Source organism: Glycomyces artemisiae, assembly GCF_003002955.1.
GTDB classification, from domain to species: domain Bacteria; phylum Actinomycetota; class Actinomycetes; order Mycobacteriales; family Micromonosporaceae; genus Glycomyces; species Glycomyces artemisiae.
Genome location: NZ_PVTJ01000012.1, coordinates 83489 through 106782 on the forward strand (window position 1 = coordinate 83489; position 23294 = coordinate 106782).

Below are 23294 nucleotides of genomic sequence, written 5' to 3' on the forward strand. Positions count from 1 at the left end.
GCGTCATCCTCTCCCGTGCGCCTGGCGCGAGCGGCGCGCGAACGAGTCGAGCGCGACGGCGAGGACGAGGACCGCGCCGGTGATCATGAACCGGTACGACGAGTCGAGGTTGAGCAGCGTCAGGCCGCTGGAGATCGACTGGATCACCAGGATGCCGAGGAGCGCCGAGAACGCCGAGCCGCGCCCGCCGAACAGGCTGGTGCCGCCGATGACGGCCGCGGCGATGGCGTTCAGGTTGACGTCGCCGGTGCCGGTGGACTGGGTGGCGGCCGCGAGGCGGGCGGCGGCGAGCACGCCGCCGACGGCCGCGAGGGTCGAGCACATCACGAACGTCCACGCGTACACGGACTTCACGTTGATGCCCGCGCGGCGCGCGGCCTCGGGGTTCCCGCCGACCGCGTAGATCGACCGCCCGAACTTCGTGCGCGAGAGCACGTAGTGCATGACGAGGACCACGACGACGAACAGCACGAACATCCAGGCGACGCCGCGGGTCTTGTTCAGGTAGAACACGGTGAAGCCGAGTGCGGCGAGCACCAGAGCCGCGCGGAACACCAGCAGCCGCGGCGAGGGCGCGGACAGCCCGGCCGCCTTGCGCGTGCGCGCCCCCGCAAGGCTCGTGCCGAGGAACCCCGCCGCTGCAATGATGGCGAACAGGTACGACATCCACTCCGGCACGAACCACAATTGGGCGAACTGCACCAGGTCGGAGTCGTACGGCAGGTTGACGGCGTTCTGGCCGCGCAGCAGCCACAGCTGCACGCCGAGGAACGCGAGGAGCCCGGCGAGGGTCATCACGAACGAGGGCACCGCGAACCGGTTGAAGCCCTGCGCGTACACGAACCCGATGAGGCACCCGGTGGCGACGGCCGCGAGGATCGCGAGCCAGATCGGCTGCTCGTAGCGGACCATGACGAGCGCGGTGACGGCGGCGGCGACGCCGCTGACCGAGCCGACGGACAGGTCGATCTGGCCGACCAGGAGCACGCACACGATCCCGAGCGCGAGGAACCCGACGGGAACGATGTCGAACGACAGGTTGACGAGGTTCGTGCTCGACAGGAACGTGCGGTTGAGGAGCTGGAACACCGTCCAGATGACGACGATCCCGCCGAAGACGGGGAGCATCCCCAGGTCGCCGTCGCGCACTCGCCGGAACGCGGCGCGCACGGCGTCGCCGAGGGTCTGCGGGGCGACGAGGCGCTCGTCCTGGAGGTCGAGGGCGGGGGTCTCGGGGCTCATCGGGGGTCGCTCCCTTGGGAAGTGCGGTCGGCGGTGCGGGAGGCCCGCTGCGCCACGACGTTGTCGGCGGCGCCCGTGATCGCCGCGATGATGTCTTCAGTGGACACGGTGCGGGCGTCGAAGACGCCGTTGTTGCGGCCCAGGCGGAGCACGGCCACCCGGTCGGCGACCGCGCGCACGTCCTCCATGTTGTGGGAGATCATGACCACGCCGAGCCCCTTGTCCCGCAGGCGCTCCACGAGGTTGAGGACTTCGGCGGTCTGGGCCACGCCGAGCGCGGCGGTCGGCTCGTCGAGGAGGATCACCTTCGGGTCGCCCAGGAGCGACCGGGCGATGGCGACGGTCTGGCGCTGCCCGCCCGAGAGCGCCGCCACGGGCACGCTCAACGTGGGGATCTTCGCCGAGAGCTGGCGCAGCAGCTCCCAGGACCGCTTCTCCATGGCGACGTCGTCGAGGAGGAACGGCCGGATCTCCCTGCCCAGGAACAGGTTCGCCTTCACGTCGAGGTTCTCGCACAGCGCGAGGTCCTGGAACACGGTGGCGATCCCGAGGGCGTGGACCTGCGTCGGCGATTCGAGCCGCACCTCGCGGCCCTCGAACTCGATCGTCCCCGAGTCGGGCGGGTGGACGCCCGCGAGGACTTTCACGAGCGTGGACTTCCCGGCGCCGTTGTCGCCGACGACCGCGACGACCTCCCCCTCGCCGACGTCGAGGTCGACGTCGGCGAGGGCGGCGACCGCGCCGAAGCTCTTGGAGATCCCGCGCAGCGACAGCACCGTCGCCGCTCCTGTCTTCGTCATGGTCTGGTCTGTTCCTTTACGTGCGAAGGGGTTACGCGATGCCGAGCGCGGCGCAGGCGTCGGCGTACTCGGGCGTGCAGACGTCCTCGACGGCGAGCACGCCCTCGGGGCCGAAGACCACCTCGGCGAGGTTCTCCTGCGTGACCACCGTGGGCTCGAACAGCTGCGACGGGGTGTCGAACAGGTCGTGCGTGGCCTCGGGCTCCTCGCCCTGCATGAGCGCGTACGCGGCGTCGGCGGCGGCCTCGGCGACGATGCTGATCGGCTTGGAGATGGTGTTGTACTGGTCCCCCGCGATGATCCGCTGGATCGCGGCCAGCTCGGCGTCGTTCCCGGTGATCGGGGGCACTTCCGCGTCGGCGGCCTTGAACGCGGCGATCGCGCCGCCGCCGGTGCCGTCGTTCGCGGCGACGACGCCCGCGATCTGCCCGTCGAACTGGGCGATCTGGCCGCCGACCCACTGCTGTGCGTCCTCGGGCGACCAGTCCGGGGTGTCGTACTCGGCGAGGAGCGCGTACCCGGAGTCGTCGATCGCGTTGTGGATGCCCTGCTTGATGAGTCCGGCCGCGGCGTCGGTCGGCGAGCCGTTCACCTGGAGCAGGCCCCCTTCGGCGCCCTCGGCGTCGAGGTGGTCCACGAGCGACTGGCCGATGGCCTCGCCGATCGCCTCGTTGTCGAAGGAGATGTAGAAGTCCGCGGGCTTGTCGGGGATGGGGCGGTCGTAGGCGACGACCTTGACGCCCTGGGACTGCGCGGTCTGCACGATCGTGGCCGCGGCGGTCGAGTCGACCGGGTCGATCACGATCACCTCGGCGCCCTGCGCGATGGCCGAGTTCGCCTGCTGCTGCTGGAGGGCCGCGTCCGAGTCGGCGTTCTGGTAGATCACCTCGCAGTCGGCGCACAGCTCGCCCATGCGCTGCTCGAACAGCGGCGCGTCGTACTGCTCGTAGCGGGTCGAGGCGAGGTCGGGCATGAGGAAGGCGACCGTCCCGGCGCCGTCCCCGCCTTCGCCCGTCCCGGGCTCTTCGGCGCAGGCCGCGAGGGCGGCCAGGGCCAGCACGCCGGTGAGGGCACCAGCTGCAAGTCTGCTCATCGACGACTCCTTTGTCGGTTCCCTGACGGGAGGGGTTGTGTCGTGACTGCGACCGTAGACCCGCACCGGCCCGGATGTCACTACCGCGCGCGAAACGAACAGGATCGGTGTTGTAAGCGACCGCAGGATTGTGTTAAGAAGGTCCGGAGCCGCACACCGGGGCGGCCGTCACCGCTTGCCTTGCAGCGAGGGAGACGCCGCTCAGGAGGCCCGGACTCCCGGCCCGCGCGGCTCGCGGGGGTTGTTCACTTCACACGGAACGAACAGAGGTCGACCATGGCGCCGGAACCCGATCCCGCAGGCGAAGGGGGCCGCGCGCCGCGCGCCCGCCGCGAAATGATCAGGACCCGCGTGGTGGACGAGGGGTTCGTGCGCATCGAGCAGCTCGCCGCCGACCTCGGCGTCACGACCATGACGATCCGCCGCGACCTCGACTACCTCCAGCGGGAGGGCTGGCTGCGGAAGGTGCGCGGCGGCGCGACCGCGCAGCCCTCGACGGCGTTCCACGGCGACGTGCGGCACCGCATGGGCGCCATGGCGGAAGCGAAGGAGGCCATCGCGCGGGCGGCGCTGCGCCTGGTCAAACCCGGGCAGTCGGTGCTCCTGGACGAGTCCACGACGGCGCTCGCGCTCGCCGAGCTGCTCCCCGAGCGCGCGCCGCTCACGGTGATCACGTACTTCGGGCCGGTGATCCAGACGCTCGCGGGGAGCCCGGGGATCGAGCTGATCTCCTTGGGCGGCACGTACTACCCGGCGTACGACGCCTACCTGGGACTGCGCACAGTGGACTCGGTGTCGAGCCTGCACGCGGACCTGCTGTTCGCGTCGACCACGGCGATCACGCGCGGCTCGTGCTACCACCAGTCGCCCGAGACCGTGGCGGTGAAGCGCGCGTTGATGGACGCATGCGACCGCCGCGTGCTCCTGGTGGACCACACCAAGTTCCAGCGCCGCGGGCTCTACCGGCTCGCGCCGGTCGCCGACTTCGATCTGGTCGTGGTCGACCCGGACATCCCGGCGGCGCGGCTGGAGGAGCTCCAGTCGACGGCCGCGAAAGTCCTTGTGGCGCCCGCGGAGTTACTCCCCGAGCCCGGAGGCGGCGAGCACCTGGGCCCGCCCGTCGCCGGTGAGTCACCCAATTGGTTCCCAATGTCGGATTTTTCAGCCCTAAGTCGATGACGAACTGACAACCAACAGTGGCAAGCAGCCAAAGTGGGCGCGGTTGCCGGTCGCCATGGGCCACTACCCAGAGTTGGAAAACGTTGACAAAGTTCCGCCAACTTAGCTACCATTAGCATTACGCACCAGTCCCCTCCAAGAAAGGCCGCAGGTGCCAATACACCCTTCGATATCGACACTGATCGCCGGTGCCCTGCTTCTTTCTGCTTGCTCAAGAACAGAACAGGTCGAGGTGACCTCACAAGATATCTCACGAATTGAGCAGAGCCTCACACACGGTTCGGAATTGTCTTGGGAACTCGCACAGACGGAATCGCGGGTGGCGAGCATGTGTATGCAGGATCTAGGTTTCACGATCCAACATCCATTTGCATTGAATGGCGGGATGGTTCCCGACAGATTTGAAGGATTTGCCTCGCCATACAGCAAGATTCCAAATGTTGAGCAGGCTGAGAGTTTCGGATTTGGAATTTGGCTGTATTACACTGATACAGATTCCGCGAACGAAGTGGCAGAAAGCCCAGAGTATATTGCTTTTGCCGCCGACGAGCTTGGCTGGCAGGATCCAAGCGAATCTAAAGCAATTGAAGAATGGGCTGCATCAGACGATGCATACCAACGCGAATGGCTTGAATCATTCATGGGCGCTGAACGTCTTGCATTCGAAGAAAATCTTCAGAATGAATCAACTAACGGATTGGCTTTCTCTGAATCAGCCGAGTTTTCCGGCTGCGAACTCAAATCTATAGAAGCTGTGTACGGCGAACCGAGATATATCCAGACTGAATCAGGAGGAGTCTGGTCCAGGCCATCAATCGAAAGTCCTCTCACATGGGTTTCAGATGGTGATCTGTACAGTCAGTTCTCAGAAGTTTACGCTGAAGAGGAGCGGGATTTCCTGGATTGCATCGAACGAGCAGGCTACGGCCAATGGGAGTTTGATGAGTTCGGATACCTTCCCATTGCCGCCGAATTGAGCCAACTGTACGAGGGGGCCTCCGAAAGCAGTACTCTTTCCAATATACAGCGATTTGCTGACGCTGGAACTCCTGAAGAGCTGAAAGAACTTGAGTTCGCATTGGCACTAGATTTTTCGCGATGCGCCGAAGCTTCCGGACTTCGTGGTGCTCCCGAAGATGCATGGGCTCGCATGTACGTGGAGTACCTCCTCCCTAGAGAGGTCGAAGTATACGCATGGGAGGAGCAAGTCAACGAATACCTCGCGAACGCTCAAAAATTCTTGCAAGATCCATCCGACGGATCTTTATTTACATTTTTGTGAAGCGTTGTGAGAACGTCGTCGCGCGTAGATACCCCTAAGGCTTCATCGATCATTCCGATCACGAAAGGAAAATACTTGAAAGTATACTCAAAAATGCGAATCTACATCTCCAGCCTATTGGTGGCCAGCTTGATCTCCGTCGGAAGTGTCTCTGCAGCGGCAACTGCCGCTTACGCTGGTCTGGTTGACGTACCTCGTACTCAGTGCACAGGGACTGTGAGAGGCAAGAACTCCTCGACCATCGCCTCAAGCACCTACTATCCTCGTGGGAACTGCGAGGGCGCACTCGGAGTGAGAATAAATGACCAGACTTACTGGCATAACGGAACCAATAATGAGAACTCAGTCTCAGCACCTGGTTCGGTCAGCTGGTCGCATCATCGAGGCTGTCTAAACTGCACTTCCTTCAAACTGCTCGTCTAATCGGACAGCACTTTTGAGGTAGGTAGAGCATCCTTGCTTCAGTTGGCCACTTGCATGTGATTATTGAGTCAGACAGGTTGCGTTAGCTCTTCTATTACATGCAAGTGGCGTGCATCGCGGACCAGCTCTTGCCGAAAGCTACTAGCGTCCCGCCCTATCAGTTGAGTCAATTTAGGCCCGAGGCCATGAGGATCAGAGCCTTGCCGTCGCCGGTGTGGACGACCACGAGGTCCCCCGCGATCGAAACGTGTTCGTATAGCTCGGCCCCGGTACTGAAAACGGGAGTCCGATCGCCGGTTGCAAGATCAAGGACGAATACTGTCCAGTCTGTTGTAGTGCCGCTATAGCCGATGTTCTCGACGACTGCGCGACCATTCTGGAGGGCGAGTATCGAGGAGTACGGCTCATTGGCGCCCTGCTGGACCACCCCCGCAAAATCTACAACGCGTGCATCGGAGACTGTGTCGAAAGACTGACTGCCGTGGACGATCCCGGTTGGCGCGGTGTACCAGGATTCCTCATCAGACCAATCCAAGGAATTGAGCTCCCACACGAGGTCGCCGGTCTCGGTGCTCACCGCGACGGTCTGGTACTGCTCGGCGGTGGTGTTCTCGATTGCGGCGCAGACGAGGTGCTCGCCGCAGGCCTTCACGAGCGTGATGGCGTAGCCGGCCTCGAACTCGTGCCTCCACACTTCGCCGAGGTCGTCGAGGGAGTACCCGGCGAGGACCGTGCGGCCCGGCGAGGCGTCCTCGGAGATCTTGCCGACGGCGAGGCCGTCGAACGCGGTCCAGTGGTACGAGTCGAGCGGCAGGTCGCCGCTGACGAGCGAGTCGCCGTCGGCGGCGCTGCGCACGATCCCGGTGCCCTCGTAGGGATCGAGGTCCACGACCCGGTCGGCGGCCGCGAGGTTGTCGTAGAGCGAGTACGAGTTCGGGGCGGCGGTCCCGGCGTGCTCCCCGCCGTCGTCCCAGACGGTCTCGGCGCGGATGCGGTACTCGTCGATGATGAACAGGTCTTCGGGGCCCTTCTTCTTCCACACCTCGTCGCCGGTGGTGAGGTCGATGCGGATGACGGCGTTGTCGTCGAAGCCGGTGCGCTGCTCGACGAGCAGGTCCGTGCCGTAGAACGCGAGGTCGTTGCGGTCGATCCAGGGCTGCTTCCACAGGAGTTCGCCGGTGTCGAGGGACGCGGCGGCGCGCATGTTCTGGCCCTCGTCGGTGGCCGAGCCGAGCGCGTCGATGACGAGGACGTTCTCGACGGTGAACAGGTGCAGCTCGGTCGGCTCCAGCTCGTACTCCTGCTTCCACAGCTCCGTTCCGGCGGCGTCGAACGCGGAGACGGCGGTCTTGCCGTCGACCACTTCGGCGATGACGGCCTTGCCGTCGGCGGCGGCCACCGATGCGGCGCCGGTGCCCGCGAGGGTCTGCTCGTAGACGAGGTCGAGGCCGGTCCCCTCGGTGGCGCCGTCGCCGACGGCGTCGCCGAGCCCTTCGAGGAGGTCGCCGCCGGTCACGTCTTCGAAGATGCCGCCGAGGTTGCTGTTGTTCACGGCGATCACGATGAGGATGACGATCACGGTGACGATCGAGGAGGCCACCGAGAGGCCGATCCAGCGCTTCGGCTGCGGTCCGCCGGTGGGCAGCGGTCCAGTGTGGACTTTGGGCTGGTACGGGGCGGCGCCCGGCGGCGGGTAGGGCCCGGCGGGCGTCGGCTGCGAGGGCGCGAACTGCGGACTCGGCTGCGGCGGCGGGAAATGCGGGTTCGGTTGGGGGGTCGGCTGCGGGCTCTGCTGGGGCGGGAGGCCCTGCGGCGAGTACTGCGGGCTCCCGACCGGGTAGGGCGCGTAGGCGACCGGCGTGACGGGCGGGCTCGGCACGGCCGTCTCCGGTCCGGCCAGCGCGTGCGTGAAGGCGCCGAAGGCGACGGGCAGTTCGGGCTGCTCGGGGACGGAGGGGGCGACGCCGAGCCGGGAGTGGAGGCGGGTCGCGACGAGGGGCATGCGGCTGGAGCCGCCGACGAGGAGGACGGCGGTGAGCTGGGCGGGTTCGACCCCGGCGCGTTCGACGGTGCGGCGGGTCTCGTCGACGGCGCGGGCGACCAGCGGGTCGGCGAGGCTCGTCAGTTCGTCGCGGGTGAGGTGCAGGCCCATCGGGTTGTGGCCGGGGAGGGCGACGGGCGCGGTGGAGGTGCGCGAGAGCATCTCCTTGGCGGCGCGCACTTCTCCCCAGAACGCGAGGCGGTCGCGCAGGTCGGCGGTGGTCTGGGGTTCGCTGAGGCGCTTCCACAGTTCGGGATCGCGTCCGGCGATGACGCGGCCGAGGTGGGCGGCGAGCGCCATGTCCACGTCGAGGCCGCCGAGGTCGTCGAGGCCGCCGAACGCGAGGGTGCGCAGGCCCTGCTCGTCGCGGCGGACGACGGCGACGTCGAAGGTGCCGCCGCCGAAGTCGAAGATGGCGACGGTGCCGCCGACGGGGATCTCCTGGCCGAGGACTTCGGCGCAGTAGGTGGCGGCGGCGATGGGCTCGGGCAGGAGCCGGACCGTCCCCATCCCGGCGAGGTCGGCGGCCGCTTCGAGCTTGGCGCGGCGCACGGGGCCCCAGTCGGCGGGGAAGGTGAGGACGGTGTCGGTGGGGCGCATGCCGGAGGCGGCGGCCTCTTCGGCGACGCGGCGCAGGCCGGTGGCGAGGAGTTCTTCGACGGGGACTTCGCGGTCGCCGAGGAGGACGGTGCCGTCGTCGATGCGGCGCTTGGGGTGCGGCTCGAAGCGGCCGGGGTCGGCGGCGGCGAGGCGCTGGGCGTCGCGGCCGGTGTGGAAGTCGCCGTCGGCGTCGAGGTACACGCCGGAGGCGAGGAGCGGGGAGCCGTCGAAGAGCAGGGAGCGGGGCTCGGCGCCGCCGCGGCCGATGACGGCGACGGTGTGGGTGGTGCCGAGGTCGACGGCGAGCCAGACGGGAGCGTTCACGGGGCCTACTCACTCGGGGGCTGCGAAGGGACGGGGGTCCGCGATGGGGCCGGTGGACCCCCGCGAGGATACCCGGCGGGGGTGACGCGGCCGGGCCCGCGGGCGGGGATCGGAGTGCAGGTACCGGGCGTTTCCGCCCGTACCGGACCCTCCACTGGGGCGGGTCCGGTACGGGTGCGTCAGGGGTTGAGGGCGGTGAGGATCACGACCTCGGACTCGTCGTGCGGGAGGTACTTGACGCGAACGACCATGCCGGGCTGGATCTGGGCGACGGCGCTCCCGTCGACGGGCTTGCGCTGCTTCAGGTCGAAGGTGGTGCCGTCGAAGCGGGTGATGCGCAGGTCGATGTCCATGACGGCGCGGTCGCCCTGGATCTCGCCGGTGGGGGCGAGCGCGAGGACGACGGCGCGGCCGTCGAGGCCCTGTTCGGCGATGTGGAGCTGGCGGGGGGTGACGAGGCCCTTGGCGACGCGGACGCGGTCGAACGCGGCCTGCATCTCGGCCTGGGGGGCGTCGACGGCGATGACGACGCGGCCGTCGGTGCTGCCGGGCCGGTAGCGGACGGGGAGCATCGCGCCGGGGACGACCGCGGCGAGCTCGGTGAGGTCGACGAGGCTGCGGGAGACGGCCCGGAACGACTGGCCGTCGGCGGTGTCGACGTCGAAGAGGATCTCCAGCTGCGGCTGGTCGTTGACGGTGAGGCCGGTGCGGGAGACGGAGACGACGGTGCCGATGGCGATGGGGGCGTTCTCGAAGCCCTTGGCGACCTGGCCCCTGAGTTCGCGCATGTGCCCGTCGAAGAGGCGGCCGATCATGGCGAAGGGGAGGACGGTGAGGAGGATGATCGGGCCGGCCATCCAGCCGTTGACCCAGGGGATCATCGCGTCGCTGGTGAGGCCGGTGTAGACGAACATCGCGGTGCAGGCGAGGCCGACGATGAGCGCGAGGGTGTTGATGAGCTTGAACATCGGGGTGTTCCCTTCTGGGTTGCTGTTGTCTTGAGTCTCGGGCCGGAGCGGCGGCTACCGGTCACAGGTTTGGGTGCGGATCAGTCGGTGTCGGGGTCGCCGAGCAGGTCGAGTGCGCCGAATTCGGCGCGGTCGACGGAGCCGTCGGGGGCGACGATGAGCAGGTCGCTCTGGAAGCGGCCGTCGGCGGGGGCGACGATGACGACGGTCTGTCCGCCGGGGGCGGTCATGCTGCGGCCGGCGTGGTCGGTGGTGTCGATCGAGGCGGTGGTCTGCCCGGTGTCGAGGTCGAGGACGGTGAGCGCGTAGTCCTCGCCGCCCGGTGTGCGGCGGTGCTCGACGAGGACGTGCCCGGAGGCGGCGCCTGCGGCGGTCCCGGCGGGGGCGGTGAGGTCGATGGCCCCGGTGGGGTCGTCGATGAGCGCTTCTGCGGCGGTGGGGTCTTCGAGGAGCCCTTCGATGAGGCCGTCGACGTCGAGGTCGATGTCCCAGGCGGTGGTGGCCTGGGTCTGGTCGAGGACGATCGCGGCCTCGGTGTAGGTCCCGGTGCCGAGGGCGCGGCCGTCATCGGAGACGACGAGGCGGGAGGTGACGGCGCCGGGGGCGGTCGGCTCGACGCGGACCGTCGCGTCCTCGCTGATGGACGCTTCGGTGGTGGTCATGCCGCCGAGCTGGCTCGCGGCGCCTTCGGCGGCGAGGCGGCCGGTCCAGGCCTCGGCGACGGCGGGGTCGGCCGGGACGGCTTCGAGCGCGTCGAGGGCGAGAGCGCGGTAGGCGCCGTCGAAGCCGAGCGCGACGACTCCGGCCGCGGGGTCGAGTCCGTATGCGGCCGTGCCGGTCCCGGCGCCTTCGAGGCCGGGGACGTCGCCTGCGCCGGTGACGAGCGCGCCGTCGTCGAGGTCGCGGATCTCCAGGCCCTCGGCGGTCGCGATGTACGCGTACTGCTCCCCCGCGCCGACGGCGGCGGCGTCCTGGTCGAGTTCGTCGGCGAGCTGCACGTCCCACCTCGTCTCGCCGGTGGCGAGGTCGACGGCGGCGAGGCGCACCGCGTTGACGTCGGTGGCGAGCTCGGCGAGGAGGCCGCCCGATCCTGCGCGGTCGTAGGGGACGAGCGCGAGGCCGTCGGCGGAGAACGCGATGCCGGTGCGCAGCATGACGTCCGGCTCGGGCGCGGTCAGGTACTCGCCGCCGGTCGCGGCGACGAACGTCCCGGCCGACATCAGCAGGGCGAACCCGAGCATGCTGCCGCCGGCGCCGCGGGGGCGGCGCTTCGGTTCGAGCGGGTGCTCAGGGGTGCCGTACGGGGAGCGCACGAGCTGCGAGTGCGGCGGGAGCGGACCGGCCGCGCGGAAGTCTTGGAACATCGGGGCCTCCTCCTGGGCGGGATGGCGTGCGGGGTGTGCGACGCCGTCAGCGTCGCCCCGCGGCGGCCCCTACCGATCACAGGTTTCCGCGGAAGTCGTACGGCCCGGCTACACTTCGCGCATGGTCCATGGCCTCGCGGCCTCGGCGGCCGTGCCGCGCGGCATGCTCGTCGCCGACGCCTGGTCCCAGCTCGGCGACGCCGTGGCGCCCTTGAGCAACGCCTCGGGGCGGCCCCTCGCGCGCACCGTCAAGCTGCTGCTGGACCCGCTCGTGCTCCGGCCCGCGCAGAACCCGCGGTTCTCCGGCGGCGTCGTCGCCATCGAGCACGTCGACGCCCTCCGGAACGCGATCCTCGACGCGGGCCCGGCCCTCGCCGCGACCGCCGCGTGGTTCCAGCTCCTCAAGCGGGCCCGCCGCCGCGCGGGCGTCACCGAGGGCCACCCGCAGGACCTGTACTTCCAGCGCTGCTACGAGCTCGCGCACGTCCACGGCGACCCGGCCGCGCTCCCGGGCGCCGCCGAGATCGCGGCCGAAGCGGTCGCCGAGGTCCACGCCGAGCGCGGCGAGGTGTCGGTGGACGGCCTGCGCCGCTTCCTCACCGACCCGGCACGCAGCGCCGAACTCGCCGGGCTCCTGCACGACGCCTGGTCGCAGCGTCCCGAGCCCGCCGCGGCCGAGCCGCATCCCGGTGTGGCCGCGTTCCTCGACGACTGCGCGACCGCCCCCGACCCGCGCCTGTGGCGGGCCCTCGCCGACGCCGCGGTGGGCACCGCGGAGGCCGCGTCCCTGGACCGCCCCGGCGTCGCACTCGGCTACGGCCTCACCGGTCGCGACCGCCCCGCAGCCCCCGAACTCGGCGAGCGGGCCTCGAAGCGCAAGCTGCCCAAGCCCTTCGACCGGTCCATCATGGAGCGGCTGTTCGCGGCGTTCACCGCCTGGTTCCAGCGCGAGTCGATGGCCGACATCCCCGCGCTCGTCACCGGCGAGATCCGACGATCCGCAGCCCCGTGGCAGCTCGCCGAGGAGCCGAGCCGCGTCGCGATGGCCCTCGGCCGCGACGCCAGCGCGGGCCTGGGCGCCGATGAGCCGCCGGAGGCGGCCTCCGACGCCAATGCGCGCCTGCTCAACCGCTGGCGTCGCGAGTCCTATGTGCACCGCGTGCTGCGCCTGCCCGACCCGTCCGCGATGGGCTGGGAGGTGCGCGGCACAAGACGGGCGTACATGAGGCGCCTGTGGGTGCGGCTCCACGGCCGCGAGCTGCGCGGCGAGGCCACCGCGGCCGACGAGGTGTGGGACCTCCTCGACGGCGCGCTGCGCTCGGTCGTCATGGACCAGCGCGACCGGCTGAAGCGTTCCCTTGAGCGCGAAGGGGACCGGTCATGACGGCCTTCACGGTCCGGCGGACCGCGACCGCGATCCTCGTCGGCGACCGCCCGCCGCACCCGGAGCGCACGATGCTCGTGGAGGCCCGCGGCGCGCTCCTGTACTGGGACGCCCTCGACCTGCGGGCGCACCCGGCCGCGGAGGTCTTCGACGCGCGGGCCGCGGGCGACTGGCTGTGGGAGGTCTACGGCCCGGAGGCGCTGACCGGGGCCGGGACGATGGCGACCGAATGGGAGTCGCCCGTGCTCGACGCCGCCCGGAACCTGGCGTTCCTGCACTGGGCGGGGGTGTGGTGGCCCGCGTCCCATGCCGCCGGAATCCCCGCGCTCCCGGCCGGCCTGCTGCGGGCCGAGACCGCTTGGTACACGGCCGGACTCGAACACCTCCTGGACGATGACACGGCCGTGGAGCGCGCGCTCGCGGAGGTCGACCTGGGCACGCTGGTCTCCTACCCGGAGGCCGCGGACCTCGCGGCAGGCATCGCCGACCTCGCGGACTCGTACGGGGTGGCGCTGCGCGACACGGCCCGGCTCCGGCCCGAGGACTGGGCGCTCGCGGCGGGCGGCGCAGAGGAAGGTCTCGCGGTGGCGTCCGGTTCGGCCCCGATCGACTGGAGCCTGGTCCCGGCCCGCACGCTCGACGCCGCGGGCGAAGCCGCATGGCGATTCGAACACCGCTCCGGCGCATGGGTACTGCACGTCGCCGCCCCCGCGGCACCCGACGCCGCACCGGCCGCGTTGACCGCGGTCGTCGACACCGTCGAGATCCCGCTCCGCCTCGACTCCGGCACCGGCACCTTCACCGGCGAAGCGCCCGCGCCGCCCGACTTCGCGATGCGCCTCGGCGGCGGCCGCCCGATCCAGGTCCAGGCCCCCGGCTACGCCGCGGACCGGTCCGAAGACCGGGCCGAGCGCCGCGCGGCCCTCATCGCGTTCGCGCGCGACCGCCTCGCCTCCCCCGACGCGACGCTCACCGAACGGGCCGCGGCATGACCGACGACGACGTGATCGGCCTGCGCGGCAAGGAGACCAGCGGCCCGAGGTGGGCCGAGTTCCGGGAGCTGAACAACAGCGCCGCGAAGCTCGCGGCCAAAGGCCGAGCGGTCGAAGCCATCGCGATACTCCACGGCGCCCTCGAACTCACCTACGTCGACGACGTCGACGCGGCGGGCCTCGACGGCCGGGCCCGCGCGCTCGGGAACCTCGCCGGACTCGCCGAAGGCCAGGGCGACACCGAAGGGGCGCTTCGCTTCGCAGCGCAGGCACTCGACGCCTGCCACGCCGCCGAAGCCCAGGCGGGCGACCGGTACGGCACCGTCGCCGTCCGCGCCTCGGTCCTCGTCAACCGGTGCCAGACCCTGCAACTCCTCGGCCGCCTCGATGAGGCGCTCGCCGACGTCACCGGGGCGCTCGACATCATCGGCGACGGCGACGGCCGCGACGAAGGGCTCCTCGCCGTGACGGCCAACAACACCCGCACCGTACTCCTCATCGGACTCGAACGCCTCGAAGAGGCCGAGGCCGCCGCCCAGTTGACGCTGCGCCTCGCCGCGGCCCTCGACCCGCGCCTGACCGGACACCCGTACTCGAACCTCGCCGTGATCGCCCAGTCGCTCAACGACCACGAGGCTGCCATGGACTACCTGCGGCTCGCCGAGCAGGTCCATCTCATGGCGGGCGACCCCGTCTCGGCCGCGCTCGCCGTCGCCAACCAGGGCCGGGCCGCGATGCGCGCCGGGGACGTGGCGACCGGGCAGCGGCTCCTCGCCGCCGCCGAGCAGGCACTCGACGCGAGCGATCAGCCGCTGCGCGCCGCGGAACTGCGCTACAGTCGCGCGCACGCCGCGTTCCAGGCGGGCGACGCGGCCGCGGCGCGCGAACTACTCGGACCGGCGATCACCGCCCTGCGCCGGGCCGGTCACGTGACGGTCCTCGCCGAAGCCCTTGCGGTCCAAGGCGACCTACAGGCCGCCGCGGGCGACTTCGACAAGGCAGACGATTCCTACCTCGCCGCCTGGCAGGTCTACGAGGAGACCGGCGCCCGCTACCACCTCGCCCGCCTCGACATGCGCCGCTCGTTCGCGGTCACCGCCCAGGCCGAAACCGCCCGAACCCCGCGCGGGCGCACCCGGCTCCTGCGGCGCGCGTTCGACCTGTCCCTCACCTCGGCGCTCGCGACCGACGCGATCCGCCACGGCTTCGCGCCCGGACGCGCCCGGGAGCGCTGGGCCGCGACGGTGGCGATCCCCGCGATGGCCCACGCGCTGAGCCTCGCCGCGGCCCTGCGCGACGGCGCGCTCGTCTCGGAGCTGCTGGAGCACATGAGCGCCACGGTCTCACTCCACGCCTCGGCGCCCGGCGAATTCCAGCCGTTCGCCGAACCCCCGGACGTCCCGCTTCCCGAACCCGCCCAAGGAGAACGGCTCTCCTTCACCGCCTCGGCCCTCGTCTCCGGCACCTCGGCGGACTTCCCGGCCGCCCGCTTCAGCCTCCCGCCGCGGCTGCGCGTCAACCCCTGGCGGGAGTCCCGATTGGAGCCGTGGATCCGGGAGACCGAGCGCCGCTACGGGTTCCCGATCCGCTCGGACGAAGTGGTCGACACATGGTGAACCGCCCGACCGTGCAGCTCAAGCTGGTCGACGCCGACGGGCTGTACTACTCGTGGCGCTGGGAGCACGAACTCGGCGCGATCCAGAACATCATGGTCGAGCCCGGCTACGTGCAGCCCGCCCTCGACGCGCTCGCCGAGGCGCTCCCGACGCCGCTGCCCGGCGAGACCGTGGACCAGGCGCTCCAGCGCTCCCTCACCGGCCCGCTGACCGACCGCGACCGCGAGGCCGGGCTCGCGACGGCCCTCGCCGCGGCGCTCATCCCCTACCAGCTCGCCGTGGAGATGAACGCGCTCCTCGAACGGGGCCTGCGCCCGCACGTGCGCATCCAGCCGTCGCTGTCGACCGCTCAAGTCCCTTGGGAGGCATTGCGAGTCGATGAAGGCGAGCGCTTCGTGACGAACGCCGACGTCTCGGTCCTCCCGCCCGCGACGGTCCGCAACGCCCCGGAGCGCCGCAGGACCGCCTGGAACCCGGACGGCCCGGTCGTGGCGGTCCTGGACCCGAAGATCCCCGGCGCGGGCCGCGACCTGGGATCGGTCCTGGGCGACGTCCCGGACGACGCCCCGCTCATCACGGCCCTGGGCGAGCGTCGCGTCCCCTCTGGTCCCCCCGCCCGCCGCGGCGACCTCGACCGCGACGTCCTGGAGCCGCTCCTCGCCGGCGCCGCGCGCTTCCTCTACGTCGGCCACGTCACGACCGCGAAGCACGGCCTCGACGCCCGCCTCCACTTGAGCTGCGGGCCCGCCACGACCGGCCGCGCCGCGGTCGTCAACGGCCACCGCCCCCTCACCGCGGCCGACCTCCTCCTGGGCCACCGCCCCGGGCCCGCGGCCCCTTGGCGCATGCCGAACCGGGTCGCACTCATCGCCTGCGAGAGCGGCGGCGAAGTCCGCTTCGCCGAACCCGTCGGCCTCGTCGCCGCCGCCGTCCACACCGGCGCCTCCTACGTCACCGCCACCCGCTGGACCCTCCCCACCGACGAGGGCCTGCGCCACTTCGCCCCGGGCGCAACGGCATCGACGACCGTGCTCCCGGAGGCGATCCTGGCGGTCAACACCGCCCACGACGCCGACGACCCCGTCGCCGCCCTGAACGCCTGGCAACGCGACAAAGCGGCCCGCTGGGAGGCGGCGGGCCGCCTGGAGGACTCCCCCGCGATCTGGGCGGCCTTCGCCACCGCGTACGCCTAGGCGAGGTCCCCGAGAAGTTCCTTCGGGTCGGTCTCCAGGGCGAGGGCGTCGAGGATGCTCAGCAGTTGGCGCTCCTCGTAGCCGAAGTGGGTCTCCATGACCGCGCCGATGCCGTCGAGGTGGCGGTGGAGGGTGTCGTCGTCGGCGCCCGAGTCGATCGCGGCGGCGAAGCCGCCGAGGAGGTGTTCGAGCATGTTGTGGTCGCGCATGAGGTTGGCGATCACGGGTTCGAGCTCGGGGTGCGCGGCGGTGATCTCGGGGAACAGGCCCCGGTCCTCGCTCTGGTGGTGGCCGCTGAGTGCGGCGCAGAAGCCGCGGCAGTAGACGAGGAGGTCCTCGCCGTTCCTGTCGTCGAACTCGTCGTCGATCTGGCGGCGGGCCAGGTCGAGGGCCTGCCGGAGGCGCTGGTGGACGCTGCGGAGTTGGGTGCTGAACGCGACCAGGCGGTCGGTCTCTGAACTGATGTCGTGCTCCTTCGATGCCCGGCGTCCCGGAGGACGCCGTCCGGCATCGTAACCGCTCGGACGCCGAGGGCCTATGATCCCGGTCATGACCGGACTCCTCGAATTCCACGCCGTCGCCCTGAACGCCACCGTCGACCTCGTGGACGGGGCCGAGCGGCTCGACCTGCCCACGCCCTGCGCGGGCTGGGACCTCGGGCGGCTCGTCGCGCACATGACCGGCCAGAACCTGGGGTTCGCGGCCGCCGCGCGCGGCGACGGCTTCGAGCCCCGGACCTGGGCGGAGGTCCCGTCCACCCCCGCGGCGTTCCGGGCCTCGGCCGCGGAAGTGCTGGCGGCCTTCGCCTCCGAGGGCGCCGCCGAGCGGACCTGGTCGATCCTCGCCGGGGCCGACCAGGAGGTGCAGGTGCCGGGGCGCACCGCGATCGGGTTCCACTTCATCGACTACGTCGTCCACGCCTGGGACGTCGGCGTCTCGCTCGGGCGCCCGCCCGTGTTCCCGCGCCCGCTGCTGGACGCCGTGCTGCCCTTGGCCCTCGAAGTTCCGGCGACCGGGCCCGCGCGGTCCGGCCCCTACGCGCCGTTCGCCCCCGCGGTGACCGCCGCGGCCGACGCGGACCCCATGGACGAGCTGCTCGCCTATCTGGGCCGCGACCCCGAGTGGAAGGCCCCCTCGCCCGAAGGCGAAGGGGCCCGGTAGGAGACCGGTCAGTCCTCGGCCTTCTCCACGTGCGGGTGGCGGCGCTCCAGTGCCGCGCCCTCCACGTCCACGTCCGGGAGGATGCGGTCGAGCCACTTCGGCAGCCACCACGCCTTGTCGCCCACGAGGTGCATGAGCGCCGGGATGATGAGCATCCGGACCAGGAACGCGTCGACGAGCACGCCGAAGGCGAGCGCGAAGCCGATCGGCCGGATCATCGTCGAGTGGGAGAAGATGAACCCGCCGAAGACCGCCATCATGATGATCGCGGCGGCCGTGACGACCGACCGGCCGGCGCGCACGCCGAGGACGACGGACTGCCGCGCCGGGGCGCCGTGGGCGTACGCCTCGCGCATGCCCGAGCCGATGAACAGCATGTAGTCCATGGCGAGCCCGAACAGGATGCCGACCAGGAGCGTCGGCAGGAAGTTCAGGATCGGGCCGGGCGTGTCGACGCCGAAGACGTCGGCGAGCCAGCCCCACTGGTAGATCGCGACGACGCCGCCGAGGGCCGCGAAGTAGCTGAGGATGAACCCGAGCGTCGCGAGCACCGGCACGAGGATCGACCGGAACACCAGGATGAGGATGATGAGCGACAGGCCCACCACGACCGCGAGGTATACCGGGAGCGCGTCGGCGAGGATCTCCGAGATGTCGATGTTCCCCGAGGCCGAGCCGGCGACGCCGACGTCCTCGACGCCGTCCACGGACAGGTCCCGCAGGGCGTGCACGAGCTCCTGAGTGGACTCCGAGGTCGGGCCCTCTTCGGGGATCACCTGGAACGCCATGGTGGTGCCGTCCTCGGAGGTCCCGATGGGCGCCACGGCGACCACGTCGTCCTCGGCGGCGACGGCCTGGGCGACGGCGACCTGGTCGGCGAGCGCCGCGGTGTCGTCGGCCGGGGCCTCGGCGAGGTCGGCGACGACGAGCAGCGAGCCGTTCTGGCCCTCGCCGAAGCGCTCGGCGATCGTCTCGTACGCCTGGTACTGGGTGGTGTCGTGCTGCTCGGAGGACCCGTCGGGCAGGTTGAGCCGCAGGTCCATCGCGGGGAGCGCGACGGCGATGAGCGCGCCGAGGCCGACGAGGACGCGCATGACGGCGCGGCCGGTGTGCATCGGCTGCGGGTCGGGCTTGCGCGTCTCCGCGTGGTCCTCGCGGGCCTTGCGCTCGCGCTTCGACAGGATCTTCAGGCCCGCGAGGCGCAGGAGCGCCGGGATGAACGTGATCGCCACGAGCACCGCGATCGCGATGCAGAACGCGCCGATCGAGCCCATGAGGCCGAGGAACGGGATGCCGGTGATGTTCAACGCCACCAAGGCGATGAGCACCGTGGCGCCCGCGAACACGACCGCGTTCCCGGAGGTGCCGGTGGCGAGCGCGATCGACTCGTCGACGTCGTAGCCCTCTTTGAGCTGGCGCCGATGCCGGTTGACGATGAACAGCGAGTAGTCGATGCCCACGGCGAGGCCGAGCATGAGGCCGAGGATCGGGGTCACCGAGGTCATCTCGACGGCGCCGGAGAGCGACATGCTCGCGAGCGCGCCGATGCCCACGGCCACGAGGGCGGTGGCGAGCGGCAGGACCGCGCCGACGAACGTGCCGAGCATGAGAACCAGGACGATCCCGGCGACGACGAGGCCGATGACCTCGCTGACGCCCGCGATCTGCGGGACGGCGTCGAGCATCTCGGAGGAGTAGTCGAAGTCCACGCCGTCCACAGGGGAGTCCTCGAAGACGGCGGTGACGTCCTCCTTCGTCTCGGGCGTGACGTCCATCTGCGGCTCGGTGAACGCGACCGTGACGATGGCGGCGCTGCCGTCGGAGGAGACGACGCCCGCGTCGGCGGCGAGGTCGAGGAGCACCGCGCCGTCCTCAAGGGACTTCGATTGGGCTTCGAGCTCGGCGGCGCCCGCTTCGAGCTGGGCCTCCTGCGCTTCGAGTTCCGCGTACCCGGCGTCGAGCTGGGCCTGCTGGGCGTCGAGGTCGGCGGAGTCGCCGAACTGCTCGCGGGCGGCGTCGAGCTGCGCCTGGGACGCGTCGAGGTCGGCGCGGGCGTCCTGGATCTGGGCGCGGCCCGCCTCGGCCTGGGCGAGCCCGTCCTCGATCTGGGTGCGGCCCTGGTCGATCTGGGTCTGCTGCTCCTCGCGCTGCGCCTCGGTGGCGAACGGGTCGACCACCGTCTCGACGCCGTCGACGTCGGCGGCGTCGGCGATGAGGGCCGAGATCGCGGCCTTCTGCTCGTCGGTGAACGGGTCGCCGTTCGCGGTGGAGAGGACGATGCTGCCGGTGCCGCCGGAGGCTTCGGGGAGCGCCTCGGCGAGGTGGTCGGTGACCTCCTCGGTCGGGGTGCCCGGGATGGAGAGCGTGGTCGCGAAGGCGCCGCCGAAGAGCACGAACGCCGCGGCGGCGGCCGCGAGGATCAGCGCCCACGCGGCGATGACGGTCTTGGCGCGGCGGGCGCACCAGCGCCCGACGCGGTACAGGAATTCGGCCAAGGTGGTCTCCTGGTGGTGGTTGCGGGTGTTCTGGTGCTCAGGTGCCGGGCTCGCGGAGGACCGCGGTGACGCGGCCGACGAAGCGGTCCCAGGCGCGGCGCGAACCGGGCGTGTCCGCGGCGCCGGTCTCCTCGATCCAGAGGTGCACGAATCCGAGGAGGCCGCCGCAGAACGCGGCGACGAGGAGGCGGACGGCGAGGGCGTCCACGTCGGGGTGGCGGCCCGTCATCGCGGCCGTCATCCGCTCGGTGAAGAGGTTGAAGGCGCGCTGCATGAGCAGGGCTTCGCGCTCCCCCGGCTGCGGCTCGCCGCCGAGGATCCCGAAGAGCTCCACGACGACGGGCACGAGGTGGTCGCCGGAGGAGGTGGCGGCGAGGTCGGCGAGGACGGTGTCGGGTTCGCGCTCGTCGTTGGCGGCGCGCGCGGACATGCGGTCGACGACCTCGACGAGCATCTGCCCGGCGACCTCGGTGGCGACGTCGGCGAGGGTCGCGAAGTGGTTGAAGACGGTGCGGCGCGAGACGTCGGCGGCGGCGGCCAGCTCGTCGACGGAGAACCCGGTGCCCTGGCGCTCGCGCATGAGGTCGGCGGCGGCGTCGAGGATCGCCTTGCGGCTCTTGGCTTTGAGCGCGGCGCGGCGGTCGACCGGCGGGCCGGGCGGCGGGTCGACGGGTCCTGCGGGAGCGGCCATGCCGCCTACACTAAATGCAACGATGCACTGAGTGCATCATCTTGTGCGGATCGCCACAGGTCGCCGCGGCGCGGGACTGGCGCTGCAAACCGTCCAGTCGGTATGCTGAGCGGTACCGAACGACGAGGAGGTCGGCGTGGAGATCACCGGAGCCGTGCTGGAGCGCTGCGGCGCCCCCGCGCCGTACGCCGAGTCGCGGCCGGTCACCTTGGGGCCCTTGCAGCTCGACCGCCCGGGACCGGGCGAGCTGCTGGTGCGCGTGGAGGCCGCGGGACTATGCCACTCGGACCTGTCGGTGGTCGACGGCAGCCGAGTGCGGCCGGTGCCGATGCTCCTGGGCCACGAGGCCGCGGGCATCGTCGAGGAGGCGGGCCCGGAAACCGGCGTCGCGGTCGGCCGCCGCGTCGTCATGACGTTCCTGCCGCGCTGCGGGCGCTGCGAGGAGTGCGGGACGCTCGGGCGCCTGCCGTGCGCGGTCGGCTCCGCTGCGAATGCGGCGGGGACCCTCGTCGGCGGGGCCGTGCGGCTCAGCCGCGGCGGCGAGCCCGTCGCCCACCACCTCGGCGTGAGCGCGTTCGCGACGCACGCGGTGGTCTCCGAGAGCTCCGTGGTCCCGGTGGAGGACGACGTGCCCGCGGACATTGCGGCCCTGCTCGGGTGCGCGGTGCTCACCGGCGGCGGCGCCGTCGTCAACGCGGGCAGGCCCGAACCCGGTGCGCCCGTGGCGGTCGTGGGCCTCGGCGGGGTCGGCATGGCCGCGCTCCTGGTCGCGCTGGCTCTGGGCCACTCCGTGATCGGCGTCGACACCGTGCCCGCGAAACTGGACCTGGCCAGGTCGCTCGGGGCCGAGGCCCGCACTCCCGAAGCGGCCGAAGTACTCCGGGCGCCCGTCGTCGTCGAGGCCGCGGGCTCGGCCCGCGCGTTCGAGACCGCGTTCGCGCTCACCGCCCCCGGCGGGACCACCGTGACCGTGGGCCTGCCGCACCCCGACGCGCGCGCGTCGCTCGCGCCGCTGCGCCTGACCGCCGAGGCGCGCACCGTCGTCGGGTCCTACCTCGGCTCCGCGGTCCCCGGCGACGACGTCCCCCGCTACGCGGACCTCTGGCGTGCCGGGCGACTCCCGCTCGACCGGCTCGTCTCCGACCGGATCGGCCTCGACGGCCTCCCGGCCGCCCTGGACCGCCTCGCCTCGGGCGAGGCGCTGCGCCAGCTCATCATGTTCTGACCGAAAGGACGCCCATGACCTCACGGACCGCCATCGTCACCGGAGCCGCGCGCGGCATCGGGGCCGCCACGGCCCGCCGCCTCGCCGCCGACGGGCACGCCGTCGCCGTCCTCGACCTCGCCGAGGACCAGGCGGCAGGCGTCGCCGACGACATCAACGCCAAGGGCGGCAAGGCGATCGCCATCGGCGCCGACGTCGCGGACGAGGCCGCCGCGACGGCCGCCGTCGCGCGCGCCGCCGCCGAGCTCGGCCCGCCGCAGATCCTCGTCAACAACGCCGGGATCCTCCGCGACAACCTCCTGTTCAAGATGAGCGCCGCCGACTGGGACGCCGTCCTCGGCGTCCACCTGCGCGGCGCGTTCCTCATGGCCCGCGCCGTCCAGTCGTCCATGGTGGAGTCCGGCTGGGGCCGGATCGTCAACCTCTCCAGCACTTCCGCGCTCGGCAACCGCGGGCAGGCGAACTACGCCGCCGCAAAGGCCGGCATGCAGGGCCTGACCAAGACGCTCGCGATCGAGCTCGGCAAGTTCGGGATCACCGCGAACGCCGTCGCGCCCGGGTTCATCGAGACCGAGATGACGAAGGCGACGGCCGAGCGCGTGGGCGTGCCCTTCGCCGACTTCCTCGCGCACGCCGCGAAGGAGGTCCCGGTCGGGCGCGTCGGCCGGCCCGAGGACATCGCGGCCGCCGTCGCGTTCTTCTGCTCCGAGGAGGCCGGGTACGTCTCCGGGCAGGTCCTCTACGTCGCCGGAGGTCCGAAGGCATGACGATCACCGCCGCCTCCCCCGCCGACCTCGCGAACTCCTTGGGCGCCAAGGCCACCAGCGAATGGCTCACGATCGACCAGGACCGCGTCGACGCGTTCGCCGACGCCACCGGCGACCACCAGTGGATCCACACCGACCCCGCCCGCGCCGCCGCCGGTCCCTTCGGCGCGCCGATCGCCCACGGGTACCTGACGCTCTCGCTCCTGCCGCACCTGCTCAGCGGGCTCGTCGCGATCGACGGCCTCGCCATGTCCGTCAACTACGGCCTCGACCGGCTGCGGTTTCTCCAGCCGGTCCCGGTCGGCGCCCGCGTCCGCGCCGTCGTGGAGCTCGCCTCAGCCGAGGCCACCGCCCGCGGCGTGCGCGCCGGGTACGCCGTCGCCGTCGAGATCGAGGGCGCCGAGAAGCCCGCGCTCGTCGCGGACACCATCACGCTCTACGTCCCCGCGTAGGG

19 protein-coding genes are annotated in these 23294 nt (G+C 71.1%); 10 read left to right on the forward strand and 9 right to left on the reverse strand.

What is annotated here, in order from left to right:
* Window positions 1–3: 3 nt before the first annotated feature.
* Genes B0I28_RS24060 through B0I28_RS24070 form a run of 3 tightly spaced genes read right to left on the reverse strand, consistent with a single transcriptional unit; the run spans window position 4 to window position 3135 of the window.
* Window positions 4–1242 (reverse strand): sugar ABC transporter permease, encoded by a 1239-nt coding sequence (locus tag B0I28_RS24060; RefSeq protein WP_106366406.1) that lies wholly within the window; start codon window positions 1240–1242, stop codon window positions 4–6.
* Entirely contained in the window at window positions 1239–2042 is an 804-nt protein-coding gene (locus B0I28_RS24065; RefSeq protein ID WP_106366407.1) for an ATP-binding cassette domain-containing protein, read from the reverse strand. The genes B0I28_RS24060 and B0I28_RS24065 overlap by 4 nt, the downstream gene beginning before the upstream one ends.
* A 31-nt stretch (window positions 2043–2073) precedes the next feature.
* Window positions 2074–3135: a substrate-binding domain-containing protein gene (locus tag B0I28_RS24070; RefSeq protein WP_106366408.1), complete on the reverse strand. Its 1062-nt coding sequence runs from the start codon at window positions 3133–3135 to the stop codon at window positions 2074–2076.
* 336 nt (window positions 3136–3471) lie between these two features.
* On the opposite strand from B0I28_RS24070, the gene B0I28_RS24075 reads away from it, so the two are divergent.
* Both B0I28_RS24075 and B0I28_RS26995 read left to right on the forward strand, forming a co-directional pair.
* Window positions 3472–4314, forward strand: coding sequence for a DeoR/GlpR family DNA-binding transcription regulator (locus B0I28_RS24075; protein WP_106366409.1), 843 nt, complete (start codon window positions 3472–3474; stop codon window positions 4312–4314).
* Between the two features lie 151 nt (window positions 4315–4465).
* Window positions 4466–5596: a hypothetical protein gene (locus tag B0I28_RS26995; RefSeq protein ID WP_146148224.1), complete on the forward strand. Its 1131-nt coding sequence runs from the start codon at window positions 4466–4468 to the stop codon at window positions 5594–5596.
* Between the two features lie 589 nt (window positions 5597–6185).
* On the opposite strand, the gene B0I28_RS24080 is transcribed toward B0I28_RS26995, so the two are convergent.
* The 3 genes from B0I28_RS24080 to B0I28_RS24090 form a co-directional block, all read right to left on the reverse strand.
* Window positions 6186–8984: an Hsp70 family protein gene (locus tag B0I28_RS24080; RefSeq protein WP_106366410.1), complete on the reverse strand. Its 2799-nt coding sequence runs from the start codon at window positions 8982–8984 to the stop codon at window positions 6186–6188.
* Between the two features lie 179 nt (window positions 8985–9163).
* On the reverse strand, window positions 9164–9952 hold the full coding sequence (locus tag B0I28_RS24085) for a hypothetical protein (RefSeq protein ID WP_106366411.1): 789 nt from the start codon (window positions 9950–9952) through the stop codon (window positions 9164–9166).
* A gap of 80 nt (window positions 9953–10032) precedes the next feature.
* Window positions 10033–11316 carry a PA2928 family protein gene (locus tag B0I28_RS24090; RefSeq protein ID WP_106366412.1) on the reverse strand — a complete coding sequence of 428 codons (1284 nt, stop codon included), beginning with the start codon at window positions 11314–11316 and terminating at the stop codon, window positions 10033–10035.
* Window positions 11317–11437: 121 nt separating this feature from the next.
* Between B0I28_RS24090 and B0I28_RS27485 the strand changes: the two genes are divergently transcribed.
* From B0I28_RS27485 to B0I28_RS24110, 4 genes are read left to right on the forward strand one after another with little or no spacing between them, the layout of a single operon-like run.
* Window positions 11438–12700, forward strand: a complete 1263-nt coding sequence (locus B0I28_RS27485; protein ID WP_181245940.1) for a hypothetical protein — start codon at window positions 11438–11440, stop codon at window positions 12698–12700.
* Window positions 12697–13692, forward strand: a complete 996-nt coding sequence (locus B0I28_RS24100; protein WP_106366413.1) for a hypothetical protein — start codon at window positions 12697–12699, stop codon at window positions 13690–13692. The genes B0I28_RS27485 and B0I28_RS24100 overlap by 4 nt, the downstream gene beginning before the upstream one ends.
* The gene (locus tag B0I28_RS24105; protein WP_106366414.1) at window positions 13689–15308 is read left to right on the forward strand and encodes a tetratricopeptide repeat protein; all 1620 of its coding nucleotides are present in this window, start codon (window positions 13689–13691) and stop codon (window positions 15306–15308) included. The genes B0I28_RS24100 and B0I28_RS24105 overlap by 4 nt, the downstream gene beginning before the upstream one ends.
* Entirely contained in the window at window positions 15302–16501 is a 1200-nt protein-coding gene (locus B0I28_RS24110) for a CHAT domain-containing protein (protein ID WP_106366415.1), read from the forward strand. The genes B0I28_RS24105 and B0I28_RS24110 overlap by 7 nt, the downstream gene beginning before the upstream one ends.
* Here B0I28_RS24110 and B0I28_RS24115 read toward each other — a convergent pair.
* The gene (locus B0I28_RS24115; RefSeq protein ID WP_106366416.1) at window positions 16498–17052 is read right to left on the reverse strand and encodes a hemerythrin domain-containing protein; all 555 of its coding nucleotides are present in this window, start codon (window positions 17050–17052) and stop codon (window positions 16498–16500) included. The two genes, B0I28_RS24110 and B0I28_RS24115, sit on opposite strands and share 4 nt — an antisense overlap.
* Here B0I28_RS24115 and B0I28_RS24120 point away from each other — a divergent pair.
* Entirely contained in the window at window positions 17051–17662 is a 612-nt protein-coding gene (locus B0I28_RS24120; protein ID WP_181245941.1) for a TIGR03086 family metal-binding protein, read from the forward strand. The two genes, B0I28_RS24115 and B0I28_RS24120, sit on opposite strands and share 2 nt — an antisense overlap.
* 8 nt (window positions 17663–17670) lie before the next feature.
* On the opposite strand, the gene B0I28_RS24125 is transcribed toward B0I28_RS24120, so the two are convergent.
* Both B0I28_RS24125 and B0I28_RS24130 read right to left on the reverse strand, forming a co-directional pair.
* The gene (locus B0I28_RS24125; protein ID WP_106366418.1) at window positions 17671–20157 is read right to left on the reverse strand and encodes an MMPL family transporter; all 2487 of its coding nucleotides are present in this window, start codon (window positions 20155–20157) and stop codon (window positions 17671–17673) included.
* Between the two features lie 37 nt (window positions 20158–20194).
* Window positions 20195–20848, reverse strand: coding sequence for a TetR/AcrR family transcriptional regulator (locus tag B0I28_RS24130; RefSeq protein WP_106366419.1), 654 nt, complete (start codon window positions 20846–20848; stop codon window positions 20195–20197).
* A gap of 136 nt (window positions 20849–20984) precedes the next feature.
* Between B0I28_RS24130 and B0I28_RS24135 the strand changes: the two genes are divergently transcribed.
* Genes B0I28_RS24135 through B0I28_RS24145 form a run of 3 tightly spaced genes read left to right on the forward strand, consistent with a single transcriptional unit; the run spans window position 20985 to window position 23292 of the window.
* On the forward strand, window positions 20985–22073 hold the full coding sequence (locus B0I28_RS24135; protein WP_106366420.1) for an alcohol dehydrogenase catalytic domain-containing protein: 1089 nt from the start codon (window positions 20985–20987) through the stop codon (window positions 22071–22073).
* Between the two features lie 14 nt (window positions 22074–22087).
* Window positions 22088–22840 carry a 3-oxoacyl-ACP reductase FabG gene (gene fabG, locus B0I28_RS24140; protein WP_106366421.1) on the forward strand — a complete coding sequence of 251 codons (753 nt, stop codon included), beginning with the start codon at window positions 22088–22090 and terminating at the stop codon, window positions 22838–22840.
* Complete coding sequence (locus B0I28_RS24145; RefSeq protein ID WP_106366422.1) at window positions 22837–23292, forward strand: MaoC family dehydratase; 456 nt, start codon at window positions 22837–22839, stop codon at window positions 23290–23292. Before fabG ends, B0I28_RS24145 begins: the two co-directional genes overlap by 4 nt.
* The last annotated feature ends 2 nt before the right edge of the window (window positions 23293–23294 follow it).